The organism is Saccharothrix carnea (assembly GCF_003014735.1).
Taxonomy (GTDB): Bacteria; Actinomycetota; Actinomycetes; order Mycobacteriales; family Pseudonocardiaceae; genus Actinosynnema; species Actinosynnema carneum.
Window position 1 is genome coordinate 218,520 of record NZ_PYAX01000005.1, and the last position, 16,193, is coordinate 234,712.

The following is a 16,193-nucleotide window of genomic DNA, read 5'->3' on the forward strand; positions in this document are numbered from 1 at the left end:
CCACGCCGCTTCGCAGGCGTCCCCGCCAAGGGGACCCCTGCTTTCACCCTTCCACACAGGACCGACGAATCGTCGGTGTCGGGCATCGCCTGTGGACAAGTCCCTTGCCTGTGGAGAAGTCGGTGGAGGGCTCGGGCGCGGTGGCGCGAGCCCTCCACCTCGGGGTCAGCCGCAGATGCGGCCCTTGTCCTTCTTCCACACCGCGACCACGGACGGGCGGGGCTGGGTGGTGCCGCCGTCCGGCCAGTGCGACAGCGGGTTGTTGGCCGACGCGCCGTCGATCTCACCGGGGTGCTGCACGGCCACCAGCACGAAGTCGTCCTCGATGACCGGGCCGCACGTCTCGGCACCCTTCGGCACGGTCAGGAACTGCTTCACCCGACCGCGGAACGGACCCTCGACCGGCACCGCGAACAGGCCGTCGTTGGACTTCAGGGCGTTGCCGTCGGTGGAGATCCACAGGTTGCCCCGCGCGTCGAACGCCACGTTGTCGGGGCACGAGATCGGCGAGACCTGGGTCTTGTCGTAGCCGCCGAAGTACGTGTCCGGCGAGGTCGGGTCGCCGCACACCAGCAGCAGCTTCCACGAGAACGACGTGGCGGCGTTGTCGCCGCGGCGCTCCTCCAGCTCCAGCACGTGACCGTGGCGGTTGTTCAGGCGCGGGTTGGGCTCGGTGGCGCCTTCCTTGCCCGCCTTGCCGCGGTCGGTGTTGTTGGTCAGCGCCGCGTACACCCGGCGGTTGCGCGGGTTCGGCTCGACGTCCTCGGGGCGGTCCATCTTGGTCGGGCCGACGGCGTCGGCCGCGAGCCGCGTGAAGACGTAGACCTCCTCGGCGGTGAAGCCGGGCACGAACGAGCGGTCACCCGCGGCCAGCGGGATCCACTCGCCGGTGCCGTCGAACTCGCCGTCCGCGGGCAGCTTGCCGGTGCCGTCGATCTCGCCGACCGGGCTGTCGCCGGTGAACTTGGCGACGTACAGCGTGCCCTTGTCGAGCAGCTTCTTGTTGTGCTCACGGGCGTGCTTGCTGTTGCCCGGCTTGTACTTCTCGTCGGAGACGAACTTGTACATGTAGTCGAAGCGCTCGTCGTCACCCATGTACGCGACCACGCGGCCGTCGCGGGCGATGATCACGTTCGCGCCCTCGTGCTTGAAGCGGCCGAGCGCGGTGTGCTTGACCGGGGTCGAGTCCGGGTCGAGCGGATCGATCTCGACGACCCAGCCGAACCGGTTGACCTCGTTGGGCTCCTGCGCCACGTCGAAGCGCTTGTCGAAGCGCTCCCACTTGCGGGTGGACGCCGCGCCGGACAGGCCGTAGCGGGACAGCCGCGCCTTCAGCACCGGGTCGGTGACCGAGCCCGCGTTGGCGAAGTACTGGTTGAAGTTCTCCTCGCCGGACAGGATCGTGCCCCACGGCGTGACGCCCCCGGCGCAGTTGTTCAGCGTGCCCAGCACCTTCGTGCCGGTCGGGTCGGCCGAGGTCTTGAGGTACTTCGAGCCGGCGGCCGGGCCGGTGACCTTGAACTCCGAGGTCGCGGTGAGGCGGCGGTTGTAGCGCCGGTCCAGCTTCGGCTCCAGCTTGCCGCTACGCCGGTCGCGCTCGACCTTCACCACGGACAGGCCGTGCGCGGCCCAGGCGATCTCGGTCTGCTCACGGGTGGGGTTGTTGGAGTCCCAGTTCTTGAACAGGAACTCCTCGGAGGTGTACTCGTGGTTGGCCACCAGCACCCACTCGTCGTGGCGGCCGACCGGCACCAGGCCGACGAAGTCGCAGTTGTAGCCGAACTGCTTCGCCTGCGCCGCCGGCGTCTGGCGGTCGAAGTCGAACGCGGGCGCGCCGGGCAGCACCGGGTCGCCCCAGCGCAGCACGACACCCTGGTCGTAGCCCTCGGGCGTGACGATGCGGTCCTCGGTGTTGGGCGCGACGGCGGCGAAGTTCAGGCCGTCCCGGCGGCGACCGCCACCCAGGTCGGCGTCGACCTCGACCTCGGGCTTCGCGGCGGCGGTGCCGGCACCGACCAGCCCGACACCCGCGCCCGCGACGGCGAGCACCGCGCCGGCCTTGAGCAGGCCACGCCGACGCACGACCTCGCCGACGACGTCACCGAAGTAGGCGTTGTCGGACGTGTTGGGCGCCTCGTGCGCGCACGCGTCGCCGCAGCGGTACTTGCAGGTGATCGCCGAACGCCCGAGGGGGTGGTTGGGCAGGAGGGGCAGCAGACGCCGCCCCCGATCGGTGGATGAGGACACACGGACCTCCGAGATCGCTCAGTGGGAACCGGGCGACCGTAAGAGGGCAAGTCCTCCTGCAGCGGACTTCGAAGTGAACGCGAGGCGAACACATCGATCGTTAACCAGCCGATACCAGCAGCTCACACCGCGTGTCGTCGGGTGGTCGCGGATCGTCACACCCGGCGGGCCGGTACGCGGCCCGGCGGCCGAGGGGCGGTGATCGCACTACGGTCAGGGGTGTGGATGCGGTGGTGTTCGACCTCGACGGCGTGCTGGTGGACTCCGAGCGGATGTGGGACGAGGTGCGGCAGGCCTTCGCCGCCCGGCACGGCGGCACGTGGCCGGCCGCGGCGACCCGGGCGATGCAGGGCATGAGCACGCCCGAGTGGGCGACGTACCTGGTGACGGAGGTCGGCGTCCGGCTGACCCCGGCCGAGACCGCGTCAGGCGTGATCGGCGAGATGGCCGAGCGCTACGCCGAAGGCCCGCCCGTGCTGCCGGGCGCGGTGGACGTCGTGCGCGAGGTGGCGTCCCGCTACCCGGTGGCCATCGCCAGCTCCTCCCCGCCGGTCCTGATCAAGTCCTTCCTCGCCGCGACCGACCTGACCGACGTGGTGCCGGTGGCGATCTCCAGCGAACAGGCGGGCGCGGGCAAGCCGGCGCCGGACGTCTACCTCCTGGCCGCCTCGAAGCTGGGCGTCGACCCGTCCCGCAGCGCCGCGGTGGAGGACTCGACCAACGGCCTGCGCGCCGCCCTGGCCGCCGGCATGACCGTCTACGCCGTCCCGAACCCGCACTTCCCCCCGGACCCGGTGGTGTTGGCCCACGTCACGGTGTTGCGCGACCTCTCGGACCTGCCCGCTGCACTAGCCTCTGCACCTCCAGGTGAATGACCGACACAGTCGAACAGAGCACGGGCGACACCGCCACCACGGGGCCCGTCGATCTGCGAGGTGTGCCACCGCGGCACGGCCGGCTACGCCCGGTGCTCGACGCGATCGCCTCGCAGCCGTTCGACTGGGACGTGTGCGTGCTCTGCCGGACCACCTAGCGTTCAGCACATGGAACGACGAGTTGCGGTGGTCACCGGGGCGGCGCAGGGGATCGGGGCACGGGTGGCCCAGGTGTTGCGCGGGGACGGGTACGAGGTGGTCGGGTTCGATCTCGGGGAGACCGAGGGCGGGGTGGTCGGGGACGTGTCGTCGCCGCACGACGTGGCCCGGGTGGTCGAGCGGGTCGGGGATCGGGTGGACGTGCTGGTCAACAACGCCGGCATCGCGGGGATCACGCCGTTCGAGGACACGTCGCTGGAGCAGTGGGAGCGGATGGTGGCGGTCAACCTCACCGGGCCGTTCCTGCTGACGCAGGCGTTGGGGCGGGTGATGCTGGCGCGCGGTCGGGGTGCGGTGGTGAACATCGCGTCCGTGGCCGGGTTGCGCGGTGTCGCGGACCGGGCCGCGTACAACACCACCAAGCACGGGTTGATCGGCATGACGCGCACGCTCGCCGTGGAGTGGGGCGGGCGCGGGGTCCGGGTCAACGCGGTGTGCCCCGGCTGGGTGAAGACCGAGATGGACGTCGAGTCGCAGGCGGGCGGGCACTACGGCGACGCCGACATCACCGACCACGTGCCGATGGGCCGGTTCGCGACGCCCGACGACATCGCGCAGGCCGTCGCCTTCCTGGCCGACCCGGACCGCAGCGGCTTCGTCAACGGGGTCGCGCTGCCGGTGGACGGCGGGTGGACGGCCGACGGGTCGTGGCAGTCGCTGCGGCTGTCCAAGCGCTGACCGGCGGAAACCCCCTGCACGAACGCGTGCAGGGGGTTTCCGGCCGGCGGAAAGCTCAGCGCTCCACGTCGCCGCGGATGAACGCCTCGACCGCCTCGTGCGCCTCGGAGTCCGAGTACTGCACCGGCGGGGACTTCATGAAGTACGACGACGCCGACAGGATCGGGCCGCCGATACCCCGATCGAGCGCGATCTTCGCGGCGCGCACCGCGTCGATGATGATGCCCGCCGAGTTCGGCGAGTCCCACACCTCGAGCTTGTACTCCAGGTTCAGCGGCACGTCGCCGAACGCACGGCCCTCCAGCCGCACGTACGCCCACTTGCGGTCGTCCAGCCACGCCACGTAGTCGGACGGGCCGATGTGCACGTTGCGCTTGCCGAGGTCGCGGTCGACCTGGGAGGTCACGGCCTGCGTCTTGGAGACCTTCTTGGACTCCAGCCGCTCCAGCTCCTTCATGTTCAGGAAGTCCATGTTCCCGCCCACGTTGAGCTGCATCGTGCGGTCGAGCTGCACGCCGCGGTCCTCGAACAGCTTGGCCAGCACGCGGTGCGTGATAGTGGCACCGACCTGCGACTTGATGTCGTCGCCGACGATCGGCACGCCGGCCGCGCGGAACTTCTCGGCCCACTCCGGGTCGGAGGCGATGAACACCGGCAGGGCGTTGACGAACGCCACACCGGCGTCGATGGCGGCCTGCGCGTAGAAGCGGTCCGCCGCCTCCGAGCCGACCGGCAGGTACGACACCAGCACGTCGACGTCGGCGTCGCGCAGCGCCTGCGCCACGTCCACCGGCTGCTCGTCGGACTCCTCGATGGTCTCCCGGTAGAACCGGCCGAGACCGTCGAGCGTGTGACCCCGCTGCACGGTGACGCCGAGCGGCGGCACGTCGGCGATCTTGATCGTGTTGTTCTCGCTCGCCCCGATGGCCTCGGACAGGTCCGTGCCGACCTTCTTGGCGTCCACGTCGAACGCGGCGACGAACTCGATGTCGCGCACGTGGTAGTCGCCGAACCGGACGTGCATCAGACCGGGCACGCGGGTGCTCGGATCGGCATCGCGGTAGTAGTGGACGCCCTGCACCAGCGACGCCGCGCAGTTGCCGACCCCGACAATGGCCACTCGAACGGTGCGGCGGTTGTCGCCCATGCCGAGTCCTCCTTGATTCTTCCGTGCTCGTATTCGGGGGTTATTGGTCCCGCTCGCGCTGTTCGGCCTGCTCGTGGGCGATCAGCTCGTTCAACCACCGCACTTCGCGCTCGGTGCTCTCCAGCCCGAGCCGGTGCAGCTCCCGGGTGTACCGGTCGATGCGTTCGCTGGTGGCCGATAACGAGGTGCGCAGTCCTTCGCGGCGTTCCTCGACCCGGCGCCTGCGGCCCTCGAGGATGCGCATCCTGATCTCGGCGGGGGTGCGGGAGAAGAACGCCAGGTGGACGCCGAACGAGTCGTCGTCCCACGTCTGGGGTCCGGCGTTGGCCAGCAGTTCGGCGAACCTCTCCTTGCCCTCCGCGGTGAGCTTGTAGACCTTGCGCGCCCGGCGGCCCCACCGGGCCGAGTCCTCCTCGGGCACTTCCTCGACGATCAGGCCGCCACGTTGCAGCTTGCGCAACGTGGGGTACAGCGTCCCGTAGGAGAACGCGCGGAACGCCCCCAGCAACTCGTGCAAGCGCTTGCGCAGCTCGTAGCCGTGCATGGGCGCTTCGTGCAGCAGGCCGAGGACCGCGAACTCCAGCACGTAGCACCTCCCCGCTCAGGTGAGCGCCGATGGGTGCGGTCAGTATATCGGTGCGATACATCCGCGCACGCAGATGCCGTGTCGCGTGGCACACAGCGACCCCTGCCTTCGGCCCACTGCCCTGAACGGCCCATCGGTCGGGTTGGAGCGGCACGTACTCTGGTCGTCGTGTCGACCCAACGCCAGGTCGTGGACTACGCCTTGCAGCGCCGTGCGCTGCTGGCGGAGGTCTACGCGGGCCGAGTGGGCACGATGGAGGTCTGCGACGCCGGCCCGTACCTGCTGCGAGCTGCGAAGTTCCACGGCCGGCCGACCGAGCAGACCTGCCCGGTGTGCCGGAAGGAACCGCTCACCCACGTGTCCTGGGTCTACGGCGACGAGCTCAAGCACGCGGCCGGATCCGCGCGCACCGCCGACGAGCTGGCCCGCATGGCGACCCTCTTCGAGGAGTTCACCGTGTACGTGGTCGAAGTTTGCCGCACATGTAGTTGGAACCACCTGGTGCAGTCATACGTCCTGGGAACGCGTGGCCTGAACTCTCGCAAGCCACGCAGGAGGACCGCGGCGGAGTGAACCTGCTCCGACCACGGGCGCCGCTCCGGCGAGGAGCAGCGGCGTACGACCACCGAACCGCGTGCAACGGCACGCCGGTCTGGGAGGCCATTTCGTGAACGACCAGCATGACGACAGGCATCGTGGCGCGGAGCCGCAATGGCCGACCGGGGAGGACCCGGACGGCGGCGGTCACCCACCGCGCCACGGAGCCGGGGATCAGCCGGAGCGTCCGAACACCCCGCCAGGTGGTTTCGCGCGCTCACCGCTCGACGGCCCCGGCCCTAGGCACGGCACCCCACCGGGCGGGTTCACCCGTCCGGGCACGCCACCCGGCGGCTTCCCGCAGGCGGGCGGCACCCCGCCCGGTGGCATCCCCCGGGGTGGCCCACCGCCGCGCAGGCCCGCGGGCCCCGGCCCCGGCGGCAGGCACGGCGGCCCGGTACCCGGTGCGCGTCCCGAAGGCCCGGCCGTCGCGGGCAACGTGCCCGGCGGCCCGCCCCAGCGCCCCAACACGCCTCCCGGCGGCATGCGCCGACCCGGTGCCCCCGGTGGTCCCGTGCCGCCCGGCGGCAGGCCACCGGTCGGCGGCCCCGGTGGTCCGCGCAGGCCGGGCGGTCCCGGAGGCCCCGGTGGACCCGCCGGTCCCGGTGGCCCGCAGCGGCGTCCCGGCGAGGAGCCGACCGACCTGCTCCCGCCCGTCTACCAGACCACGCCCCGCGAGCCCGAGCTCCTCACGCACCGCGAGGACGAGGTCGAGCTGGAGCCGTTCTACGACGACGAGTACGACGAGGAGCTGACCGAGGAGGAGGCCCGCGCCGTGCGTCGCAAGAAGGTGTGGCGCCGCGTGCGCCGCACCACCTACGTCGCCCTCGGGCTGATGCTCCTGGCACCGGTCGTCGCGTTCGCCATCGCCTACCAGGTGGTCGAGGTGCCGAACCCCGAGGCGGTCGCGGCCGACCAGGGCAAGGCGATCACGATCCTGTACGCCGACGGCACGGAGATGACCAAGTACGCGCCGGGTGACGCGAACCGCACCCTGGTCAAGTACGAGGACCTGCCGCAGACGCTCAAGGACGCCGTGTTCGCCGCGGAGGACCCGACGTTCATGACGAACGTCGGCTTCGACCTCACCGCCATCGCCCGCGCCGGCTGGTACCAGCTCAAGGGCGAGCAGAGCGGTGGCTCGGGCCTCACGCAGCAGTACGTCAAGGAGGCCACCGACCAGGCCGACATGACGCTGACCCGCAAGTTCACCGAGGCGGTCACCGCGTACAAGATGTCGCAGCAGCAGGACAAGCCGGACATCCTGACGGCGTACCTGAACACGATCTACTTCGGTCGTGGCGGCTACGGCATCAAGACCGCGGTGAAGGCGTACTTCGGCGACGTCCAGCTCAAGGACCTCACCCACACGCAGGCCGCGCTGCTGGCGGGCATGATCCAGAACCCGGGCCGGTCGGAGCAGCCGGCGTACCGCGAAGAGCGCTGGAACTACGTGATGGACCAGATGCTCAAGCACGGCTGGATCGACCAGGCCTACCGCGGTTCCGCGGAGATGCCGGTGCCGTTGGAGCAGACCGACCAGTCCGGCCTGAGCGGGCCGCGCCTGCACATCCGCGACCAGGTCATCCAGGAGATGGACAGGGTCGAGTGGGACGTCGAGAAGGCGCAGAAGGTCGGCGTCACCGTCCACACCACCATCGAGCCGCCGAAGCAGCTCGCGGCCGAGGAGGCGGTGCGGGACATCATGGGTCCGCAGCCGCCGGAGCTGAGGTCGTCGCTCACCGCGATCGACCCGCAGACCGGTGCGGTCCGGGCGTACTACGCGGGCGCGGACGGCACGGGCCTGGACTACGCGACCAACACGCTCCAGGAGGCCGGCTCGTCGTTCAAGCCGTTCGACCTGGTCGCCGCGCTGAAGGCGGGCAAGGGCCTCGGCACGACCTACGACGGCCGCTCGCCGAAGACCTTCAAGCTCGGCGGCACCAACATCACCATCCGCAACGCCTCCGACACGGGCAACACGTGCGGTGAGGAGTGCCCCATCCGCGAGGCGATGCGGATGTCGCTGAACACGGTGTTCTACGAGATGGTGATCGAGATCGGCACCCAGCCGGTCGCCGACGCCGCGCACGCCGCGGGCATCCCGAAGTCCGTCGAGGTGCAGGGCGTGAAGAAGGACCTGCTGGTCAACGAGAACGGCGGGGCGCCCAACGTCGGTATCGCCATCGGTGGTGGCGAGGCGCAGGTGCGGCCGTTCGACATGGCATCGGCGTACGCCACGTTCGCCGCGCGCGGCGTCTACCACGAGCCGTTCTTCATCTCGAAGATCACCAACGCCGAGGGCAAGGCCGTTTACCAGCACGTCGACGTGTCCCGGCAGGCGTTCGACCCGGACCCGCAGAAGAACCAGGACATCGCGGACAACGTCACCGAGTCGCTCAAGCCCGTCCTCACGTACTCGAAGATCCCGTGCGCGGGCCGCGAGTGCGCGGGCAAGACCGGCACGCACGAGCTCCCCGACGACGCCAGCCAGAACTCGAAGGCGTGGATGGTCGGCTACACGCCGTCGCTGTCCGCGTCGGTGTGGGTCGGCCGTGACGAGGGCAACGTGGCGTTGAGGGACGCCCAGGGCAGGCCGGTCTTCGGTGGTGGCCTGCCGGGTCAGGTGTGGAAGCGGTTCATGGACAAGGCGCTCGAAGGCACCCCGGCGGAGCCCTTCCCGAAGCCCCGGAAGCTGAACCAGTTCGACAACCCGACGAAGACGACCACCACCACGACCACCACCACGACGACCAAGAAGAACGACGACGACAACAACAATCGGACGACGACGACTCAGCCGACCACGGGTCGGACGACGACGACGAAGCCGACGACCACCCGTCCGTGCGTGGGCCTGGCCTGCCCGACCCAGCCGACCACGTCGGACGAGAACGAGCCCGACCCGATCGGCAACGGCAGTCCGCCAACGCGTTAGCGACACGGGTTCGCGCACGTCGAGAGGGGTCCGGCCGAGTGCCGGGCCCCTCTTCGCGTGCGGGCGGGGTACTGGAGACCGCAGCGGTCACCGAGGGGTTCGCGTCGACCTCACATCTTCCGTTGACCCGTGCCCGTAGCATCCGTCACCGTGGCCAGCCCCTCGGAGCCCTCGCGGACGAACGCCGACGACACCGACTCGCTCACCCCCGAGGAGCGGGTCAACCCCACGTGGACCGAGCCGCTGGCCCGGACCGCGAGCAAGCCGATCGGCGGGCCGGTCGGACGGCACGCGTCGGTCGGCAGGCAGTGGTTCTGGACACCGCTGCGGGTCGTGCTGCTGTTCGCGGTCGTGACGCTGGCGCTGTCGTGGTTCCAGAAGTCGCCGTGCATCCAGCAGTACGTGGACGACAACGGCGTGGTGCAGCTCGACTGGCGCGGCAGCAAGCAGTTCACCGCGATGTGCTACTCCGACACCGTGCCGCTGTACACGGCGGAGCGGTTGGACAAGCCGGACACGTTCCCCTACAAGACGTCCTGGGTGGACGACGAGGGCAAGCCGACGGCGCACGTGCGGTACATGGAGTACCCCGTGCTGACGGGCATGTTCCAGCTGCTCAACGCGCGCATGGCGCAGGGCTGGACGGTGATCGCCTCGTCCGGGTGGCTGCCGAACCCGATGACGGTGATCGTGTACTTCAACATCACCGCGCTGTGGCTGGCGCTGGCGTGGCTGGTGACCGCGTACGCGGTGGCGCAACTGGCCAGGCGGCGGCCGTACGACGCGGTGCTGGTGGCGGTGTCGCCGCTGGTGATCGTGCACGCGTTCACCAACTTCGACACGCTGGCGACGGCGTTCGCGACGGCGGGCATGCTCGCGTGGGCGCGCAAGAAGCCGGTGCTGGCGGGCGTGCTGCTGGGGCTCGGGGGCGCGGCGAAGCTGTACCCGCTGTTCCTGCTCGGGCCGTTGCTGTTGCTGTGCTGGCGGTCGGGGCGGCTGAAGGCCGGGTGGACCACGTTCGGCGCGACTCTGGCGACGTGGGCGCTGGTGAACGCGCCGATCGCGTGGCTCTACCCGGACGGGTGGCGGGAGTTCTTCCGGCTGAACACCGAGCGCGGCGTCGACCCGGACTCGCTGTACAACGTGATCGCGCAGTGGACCGGGTGGCAGGGCTTCGACCCCGGTCTCGCGCACGGCCAGGCGCCCGAGGTGCTGAACACGGTCAGCGCGGTGCTGTTCCTGGTGTGCTGCGCCGCGGTCGGGTTCGTGGCCATGTCCGCGCCGCGGCGGCCGAGGTTCGCGCAGCTGGCGTTCCTCGTGGTGGCCGCGTTCCTGCTGACGAACAAGGTGTGGAGCCCGCAGTACTCGCTGTGGCTCGTGCCGCTGGCCGTGCTGGCCCTGCCGCGGTGGAAACCGCTGCTGGCGTGGATGGTGGTGGACGCGCTGGTCTGGGTGCCCCGGATGTTCTTCTACCTGGGCGTGGAGAACAAGGGCCTGCCGATCGACTGGTTCCTGGGCACGGTCGTCGCGCGTGACGTCGCGGTGATCGTGCTGTGCGGGATGATCGTGCGCGAGATCTACCGGCCGAGCCGGGACAAGGTGCGGCAGGCGGGCGATGACGACCCGTGCGGCGGTGTCTTCGACGGCGCACCGGACCGGTTCGCGCTGCGGTTCAAGCGGCGGCGCGAGGACGCCCCCGCGGTCGCCGCCGGTACGGGAAGCTAGTCGGCGGTGGTGGGTGTGGCCGGACGGCGGCGGCTCGGGGTGGAGTCGGTGAAGGTGACCTCCGACTTCAGGAAGACCAGGAACAACGCCACCAGCAGCGCCGCCCGGCCCCACACGCCGATCACCACGGCCTGCGCCGCGAGCCCGTCGTAGATGCCGGACGGCTCGCCGAACTCGATCGCGTAGAACCAGCGGAAGATGCCGATGCCCATGGCCACGTCCGCCGCGAAGTACGCCGCCACCCAGCCCCAGTCCACCCGCAGCAGCACGAACATCGGCACCAGCCACAGCGTGTACTGCGGCGAGTGCACCTTGTGCAGCAGCAGGAAACCGCACAGCATCGCCGCCGACACCGCCACCCACGGGTAGCTGCCCTCGGCCAGGTACCGCCGCCACCCGAGCCGGCAGGCCAGCGCGAACGACGCCATGATCGCGACCGGTGACAGCAGCCCGACCAGCGCCTGCATGGTCTCGTCCGGCATGAACGGCCGCATCGACCAGAACCAGATCGAGTTCGTGGTGATGTCGACCCGCCGCAGGCCCTGGAACGCGAACGACGCCTGCCAGCCCTCGAACCCCGCCACCACGAACGGCAGGTTGATCAGCACCGCCGTCACCACCGACGCCGTCGCCACCCGCACCGCGCCCGCCACGTCGTACCGCACCCCGCGCGGCAGCGACCGCCCGCCCGGACCGCCGGTCAGCACGTACAGGCACAGCGGCAGCACGAAGACCGCCGGGTAGAGCTTGAACGCGAACCCGATGCCCAGCAGCACCGACGCGGCCAGGGCGCGGTCCGCCAACGGCCGCTCGCGCCGCCCCCAGCCCCGGTGCACCACGTACACCGCCGCCACCGCGCAGAACACGACCGGCAGGTCCCAGTTGTGGAACGCGTACAACACCACCGGCGGACCCAACGCCCAGACCAGCGCGCGCCACCGGCTCAGCTTGCCCAGCAGCCACCCGGTGGCCAGCCCGAACGGCGCCATCAGCAACGCCGAGAACAGCAGGAACGCCGCGTCGGTCTCGGCGAAGATCGCACCGGCCCAGATCAGCAGCCCGGTCAGCACCGGGTACTCGACCACGCCGCCGACCAGCATGCCCTTGCTGTTCATGCTGCCGTTGACGTACGGGAACACGTGCCGGTCGATGTCCCGGCCGATCCACAGGTGCTGGATGTCGGAGTAGCAGACCTCGGCCTTGTTGCGCCGCTCGTAGTCCGGCGCGCTGCGGCCCCACTGGTCGAACTCCGGCCCGGTGCAGCGGTCCTTGTTGAGGAAGCCGGCGAACAGCGTCAGCCCGCTCAGGAGGACGACCGCGGCGAGCGCGACCCGGCCGAACCGCGGCAACCGCGAACCGGCGTCCGCGCGCTCCGGCACGGCCACCACCTCCCGTGTCACGCTCAGCCGCCCAGGTGCTCGCGGAGGAACGCGATGTCCTGCGCCTGCCCTTCGTCCGGGGTCTCGACCAGCACCGGCGAGCCGGCGGCGGCGGCCACCGCGACCAGCTGCCCGGGGTCGATCGTGCCCGACGCGATGTTGGCGTGCCGGTCGCGGGAGGAGCCGAACTCGTCGCGCGAGCTGTTGAGGTGGACCAGGTCGATGCGCCCGGTGATGGCCTTCACCCGGTCCACGATGCCGACCAGGTCCTCGCCGGAGGCGAACGCGTGGCAGGTGTCCAGGCAGAACCCGGCGTCGAACTCGCCCACCGCGTCCCACAGCCTGCCGAGCATGTCGAACGTGCGCGCCATGGCGTTCTCGCCGCCCGCGGTGTTCTCGATCAGGATCGGGACCGCGAACCCGCCGCTGTCGGCCTGCCGCTCGAACATCTTCCGCCAGTTGGCGATGCCCTCGTTCGGGTCCTCGCCCTTGGTGACGTGACCGCCGTGCACGATCAGGCCCTTGGCGCCGACCTTCGCCGCGGCCTCGGCGTGCTGGAGCACGATCTTGCGCGACGGGATGCGGATGCGGTTGTTCAGCGACGCGACGTTGGCCAGGTACGGCGCGTGGATGAAGACCTCCAGGTCGGAGGCGAGCAACCCGTCCGTCTGGGGGTGCGGCTTCGGCGCCTTCCAGCCCTGCGGGTCGGCCAGGAAGAACTGCACGACGTCCGCACCGCGGTCGGCGGCGGCGCCGAGCGGGTCGTCGTCGCGGACGTGGGCCCCGATGCGCATGCCGTGCAGGGTAGTCGGGCGCTGCAACGCATCGCCGACCGCCGGCGATAGCAAATTTGTCGACGAGGGGGATGGTCCGCGTCACTATCAGGACCTACGCTCGTTACTTGTAAGTAGGAAACGGGACGCACGGGCAGTACGCCAGGAGGCCAGACATGCGGATCCGGCTCACTCGGCTGGTGAGCGCGACGGCTGTCGTGTTCGCGGTCGGCACGGCCGGCGCCGCCGCGGGCTCCGGTTCGGCCGTGGCCGCCGAGCCCGTCGTCGTGGGCAGCTGCGCGACCACCGTGCAGGGCGCGCCGGGCACACCGGTGGCGCTGAGCACGGCCGCCGTGCTCGACCCGATCGTGCAGCTCGTCCGGGCCGTCCCACTGCTCGGGCCGCCGCTCGCCGAACCGTTCCGCCAGGCGTTCTCGGCCCTGCCGCCCATCCCGATCGGCGCCATCGGCACCGGCACCGACGTCATCACCGGCGGCGACATCGCGAACAAGGTCAACGCCGAACTGGTCAAGCTGCCGCTGCTCGGGCCGATCATCGTCACCCTGTCCAACGGCGTGCGCGCCGAGCTGACCAAGCTGTGCGGCGTCACCGTGCAGGGCGTCAACGCCGCCGCCGCGCCCGTCCAGGACGGGTCGCGGGCGCTCGCCGACGCCTCGCAGCAGGCCACCGGACAGCTGCCGGGCCTGCCCGGCACCAAGCCCACGCCGAACCCGCCGCCGCAGACCGGCCAGCCCGGCGGCACCCCCGGCACGTCCCAGCCCGGCACCAGCCCGAACGGCCAGGCACCGGTGAACAGCCCGGTCGGCGGCGTCGGCGGGCTCGACGTGCCGCTGTACGGCTCGAACCCGTGGGGCGGCAACTTCGGCCGCGTGCCGCTGTTCAGCTACGGCTCGCTGCCGTTCGCCGTGCCCGGCCGGTACGCGCCGTCACCGGGCGTGCGCTACGGCGGTGGCGTGAGCGGCTACCGGCCCGGCTACGGCGTGCCCGACGCCGACGACCCCGACGGCGTGCAGACCGCGGGCCGCGCCCAGGCGCTGCCCGGCTCCGGCCGGATGGGCGGCGGCGTGGCGGCTCCCGTGCTGCTGGCCGTGCTGCTGCTGTCGTGCGTGACGGGCGCGCTCGTGCGCACCTGGGTGCTGCGCCGCGCCGTCGCCTGAGACGCCGGCTCGAAGGCCCAGGTAAGAGCAACCGTTCACGGCCTGTTACCCTTCACGGGTTGCTGACGCGACGACCCTCCTGCCACGGAACGTCCGTGGCCGCCGAGTCCACAGGAGGTGAGTGGTCTTCATGCGTCATTACGAAGTGATGGTCATCCTCGACCCCAGTCTCGACGAGCGCACGATCGCGCCGTCCCTCGACACGTTCCTCAACGTCATCCGCACCACGGGTGGCAACGTGGAGAAGGTCGAGGTGTGGGGCAAGCGCCGGCTGAGCTTCGAGATCAACAAGAACGCCGAGGGCATCTACGCCGTCCTCGACCTGATCTCGAGCCCCGACGCGGTGAAGGAACTGGACCGCCAGCTCGGCCTCCAGGAGACGGTGCTGCGCACCAAGGTCATCCGCCGCGAGCCCGCCAAGGCCGCGAAGACCGCCGCGCGGATCGCCGCCAAGGCCGCGGCCAAGGCCAAGGCCTAGGGGCCCGCCGACCATGGCAGGCGAGACGACGATCACGGTGGTCGGGAACCTGACCGCCGATCCCGAACTCCGCTTCACCCAGTCCGGCGCCGCGGTGGCGAGCTTCACCGTGGCCTCCACCCCCCGCACGTTCGACAAGAACAGCGGCGAGTGGAAGGACGGCGAAGCGCTGTTCCTGCGGTGCAACGTGTGGCGCCAGGTCGCGGAGAACGTGGCCGAGTCGCTCACCCGCGGCTCGCGCGTGGTCGTGACCGGGCGGCTGCGCCAGCGTTCCTTCGAGACGAAGGAAGGCGAAAAGCGCACCGTCATCGAGCTTGAGGTCGACGAGATCGGCCCCTCGCTGCGCTACGCGACCGCGAAGGTCAACAAGGTGAGCCGTGGAGACGGCGGCGGCGGCTTCGGCGGCGGCGGTCAGTCTCGCGGTGGCGGCGGTGGCGCCCCGGCCGACGACCCGTGGGGCTCCGCGCCCCCGGCCGGCTCCGGTGGCTTCGCCGACGAGCCCCCCTTCTAGACCCGGCACCGGTCCACTCCACACTTCACTGCGTAATACCCAGGAGTTCACACATGGCCAAGCCGCCTGTGCGCAAGCCCAAGAAGAAGGTCTGCGCGTTCTGCAAGGACAAGAACGCCAACCTGATCGACTACAAGGACACCACCCTGCTCCGGAAGTACATCTCGGACCGGGGCAAGATCCGCGCCCGCCGGGTCACCGGCAACTGCTCCCAGCACCAGCGCGACGTCGCGGTCGCCGTCAAGAACGCCCGCGAGATGGCACTGCTGCCCTACACCTCGACCGCTCGCTGAGAAAGGGGACGGCATCGTGAAGCTCATCCTCACCGCTGACGTGACCGGCCTCGGCGGCCCCGGCGACATCGTCGAGGTCAAGGACGGCTACGGCCGCAACTACCTGCTGCCCCGCGGCCTGGCGATCGTCGCCACCAAGGGCGCGGCCAAGCAGGTGGAGGTCATCCGCCGGGCGCAGGAGACGCGCCGGGTCCGTGACCTGGACCACGCCAAGGAGATCAAGGCCTCGCTGGAGGGCCTCGGCTCCGTGACGCTGAAGGCCAAGGCCGCGGCGGGCTCGAAGAAGCTGTTCGGCTCCGTCACCTCGTCCGACGTCGTGTCGGCCGTGCGTGCGGCCGGCGGCCCGACGCTGGACAAGCGGGCCGTCGAGATCGCGGGTCACATCAAGACCCTCGGCAAGCACTCGGTGAACGTCCGGTTGCACCCGGAGGTCACCGTGTCGCTCTCGGTCGAGGTCGCGAACGCGCTCTGACGTTCTACCCCGGAAGCGCCGTTCGACCAGGTGTTCTGGTCGGGCGGCGCTTTCGCTCGTCCGGCTGTGGACAACTCGTGTGACACGTTGTGCGCGA

Annotated in this window: 16 protein-coding genes; 11 read left to right on the forward strand and 5 right to left on the reverse strand. The window is 70.6% G+C overall.

The window, feature by feature from the left end; translation table 11 throughout:
* Positions 1-165 precede the first annotated feature (165 nt).
* Positions 166-2,247 (reverse strand): PhoX family protein, encoded by a 2,082-nt coding sequence (locus B0I31_RS15870; protein ID WP_106616171.1) that lies wholly within the window; start codon positions 2,245-2,247, stop codon positions 166-168.
* A 221-nt stretch (positions 2,248-2,468) separates the two neighbouring features.
* Between B0I31_RS15870 and B0I31_RS15875 the strand changes: the two genes are divergently transcribed.
* The 3 genes from B0I31_RS15875 to B0I31_RS15880 are packed head-to-tail and all read left to right on the forward strand — an operon-like array spanning position 2,469 to position 4,019.
* A complete protein-coding gene (locus B0I31_RS15875) occupies positions 2,469-3,122 on the forward strand; it encodes an HAD family hydrolase (protein WP_106616172.1) in 654 nt (217 codons plus the stop codon).
* Entirely contained in the window at positions 3,119-3,280 is a 162-nt protein-coding gene (locus B0I31_RS40635; protein ID WP_181320189.1) for a hypothetical protein, read from the forward strand. Before B0I31_RS15875 ends, B0I31_RS40635 begins: the two co-directional genes overlap by 4 nt.
* Positions 3,281-3,290: 10 nt before the next feature.
* Positions 3,291-4,019, forward strand: a complete 729-nt coding sequence (locus B0I31_RS15880; RefSeq protein WP_106616173.1) for an SDR family NAD(P)-dependent oxidoreductase — start codon at positions 3,291-3,293, stop codon at positions 4,017-4,019.
* A 55-nt stretch (positions 4,020-4,074) separates the two neighbouring features.
* Here the strand turns inward: B0I31_RS15880 and B0I31_RS15885 are convergent, their stop codons facing one another.
* Both B0I31_RS15885 and B0I31_RS15890 read right to left on the reverse strand, forming a co-directional pair.
* On the reverse strand, positions 4,075-5,166 hold the full coding sequence (locus B0I31_RS15885; RefSeq protein ID WP_106616174.1) for an inositol-3-phosphate synthase: 1,092 nt from the start codon (positions 5,164-5,166) through the stop codon (positions 4,075-4,077).
* A gap of 40 nt (positions 5,167-5,206) precedes the next feature.
* A complete protein-coding gene (locus B0I31_RS15890) occupies positions 5,207-5,752 on the reverse strand; it encodes a PadR family transcriptional regulator (RefSeq protein WP_073897904.1) in 546 nt (181 codons plus the stop codon).
* A gap of 168 nt (positions 5,753-5,920) precedes the next feature.
* Here B0I31_RS15890 and B0I31_RS15895 point away from each other — a divergent pair, with 168 nt between their 5' ends.
* The 3 genes from B0I31_RS15895 to B0I31_RS15905 all read left to right on the forward strand — a co-directional run bounded on the left by B0I31_RS15895 (position 5,921) and on the right by B0I31_RS15905 (position 11,012).
* Positions 5,921-6,325 (forward strand): DUF5318 domain-containing protein, encoded by a 405-nt coding sequence (locus B0I31_RS15895; protein WP_181320190.1) that lies wholly within the window; start codon positions 5,921-5,923, stop codon positions 6,323-6,325.
* 94 nt (positions 6,326-6,419) lie between these two features.
* On the forward strand, positions 6,420-9,287 hold the full coding sequence (locus tag B0I31_RS15900; protein ID WP_281262299.1) for a transglycosylase domain-containing protein: 2,868 nt from the start codon (positions 6,420-6,422) through the stop codon (positions 9,285-9,287).
* A 150-nt stretch (positions 9,288-9,437) separates the two neighbouring features.
* Entirely contained in the window at positions 9,438-11,012 is a 1,575-nt protein-coding gene (locus tag B0I31_RS15905; RefSeq protein WP_106616175.1) for a glycosyltransferase family 87 protein, read from the forward strand.
* On the opposite strand, the gene B0I31_RS15910 is transcribed toward B0I31_RS15905, so the two are convergent.
* Entirely contained in the window at positions 11,009-12,391 is a 1,383-nt protein-coding gene (locus B0I31_RS15910) for a glycosyltransferase family 87 protein (protein WP_245949964.1), read from the reverse strand. The two genes, B0I31_RS15905 and B0I31_RS15910, sit on opposite strands and share 4 nt — an antisense overlap.
* 23 nt (positions 12,392-12,414) lie before the next feature.
* Entirely contained in the window at positions 12,415-13,185 is a 771-nt protein-coding gene (locus tag B0I31_RS15915) for a deoxyribonuclease IV (RefSeq protein ID WP_106616556.1), read from the reverse strand.
* 155 nt (positions 13,186-13,340) lie between these two features.
* Here B0I31_RS15915 and B0I31_RS15920 point away from each other — a divergent pair, with 155 nt between their 5' ends.
* The 5 genes from B0I31_RS15920 (at position 13,341) to rplI (ending at position 16,096) form a co-directional block, all read left to right on the forward strand.
* On the forward strand, positions 13,341-14,342 hold the full coding sequence (locus tag B0I31_RS15920; RefSeq protein WP_106616176.1) for a hypothetical protein: 1,002 nt from the start codon (positions 13,341-13,343) through the stop codon (positions 14,340-14,342).
* Between the two features lie 130 nt (positions 14,343-14,472).
* Positions 14,473-14,820 carry a 30S ribosomal protein S6 gene (rpsF, locus tag B0I31_RS15925; protein ID WP_106616557.1) on the forward strand — a complete coding sequence of 116 codons (348 nt, stop codon included), beginning with the start codon at positions 14,473-14,475 and terminating at the stop codon, positions 14,818-14,820.
* Between the two features lie 13 nt (positions 14,821-14,833).
* A complete protein-coding gene (locus B0I31_RS15930) occupies positions 14,834-15,331 on the forward strand; it encodes a single-stranded DNA-binding protein (protein ID WP_106616177.1) in 498 nt (165 codons plus the stop codon).
* A gap of 53 nt (positions 15,332-15,384) precedes the next feature.
* Positions 15,385-15,624 (forward strand): 30S ribosomal protein S18, encoded by a 240-nt coding sequence (gene rpsR / locus B0I31_RS15935; protein WP_015805710.1) that lies wholly within the window; start codon positions 15,385-15,387, stop codon positions 15,622-15,624.
* A 13-nt stretch (positions 15,625-15,637) separates the two neighbouring features.
* Positions 15,638-16,096, forward strand: a complete 459-nt coding sequence (gene rplI / locus B0I31_RS15940; RefSeq protein ID WP_106616178.1) for a 50S ribosomal protein L9 — start codon at positions 15,638-15,640, stop codon at positions 16,094-16,096.
* Positions 16,097-16,193: the final 97 nt, after the last annotated feature.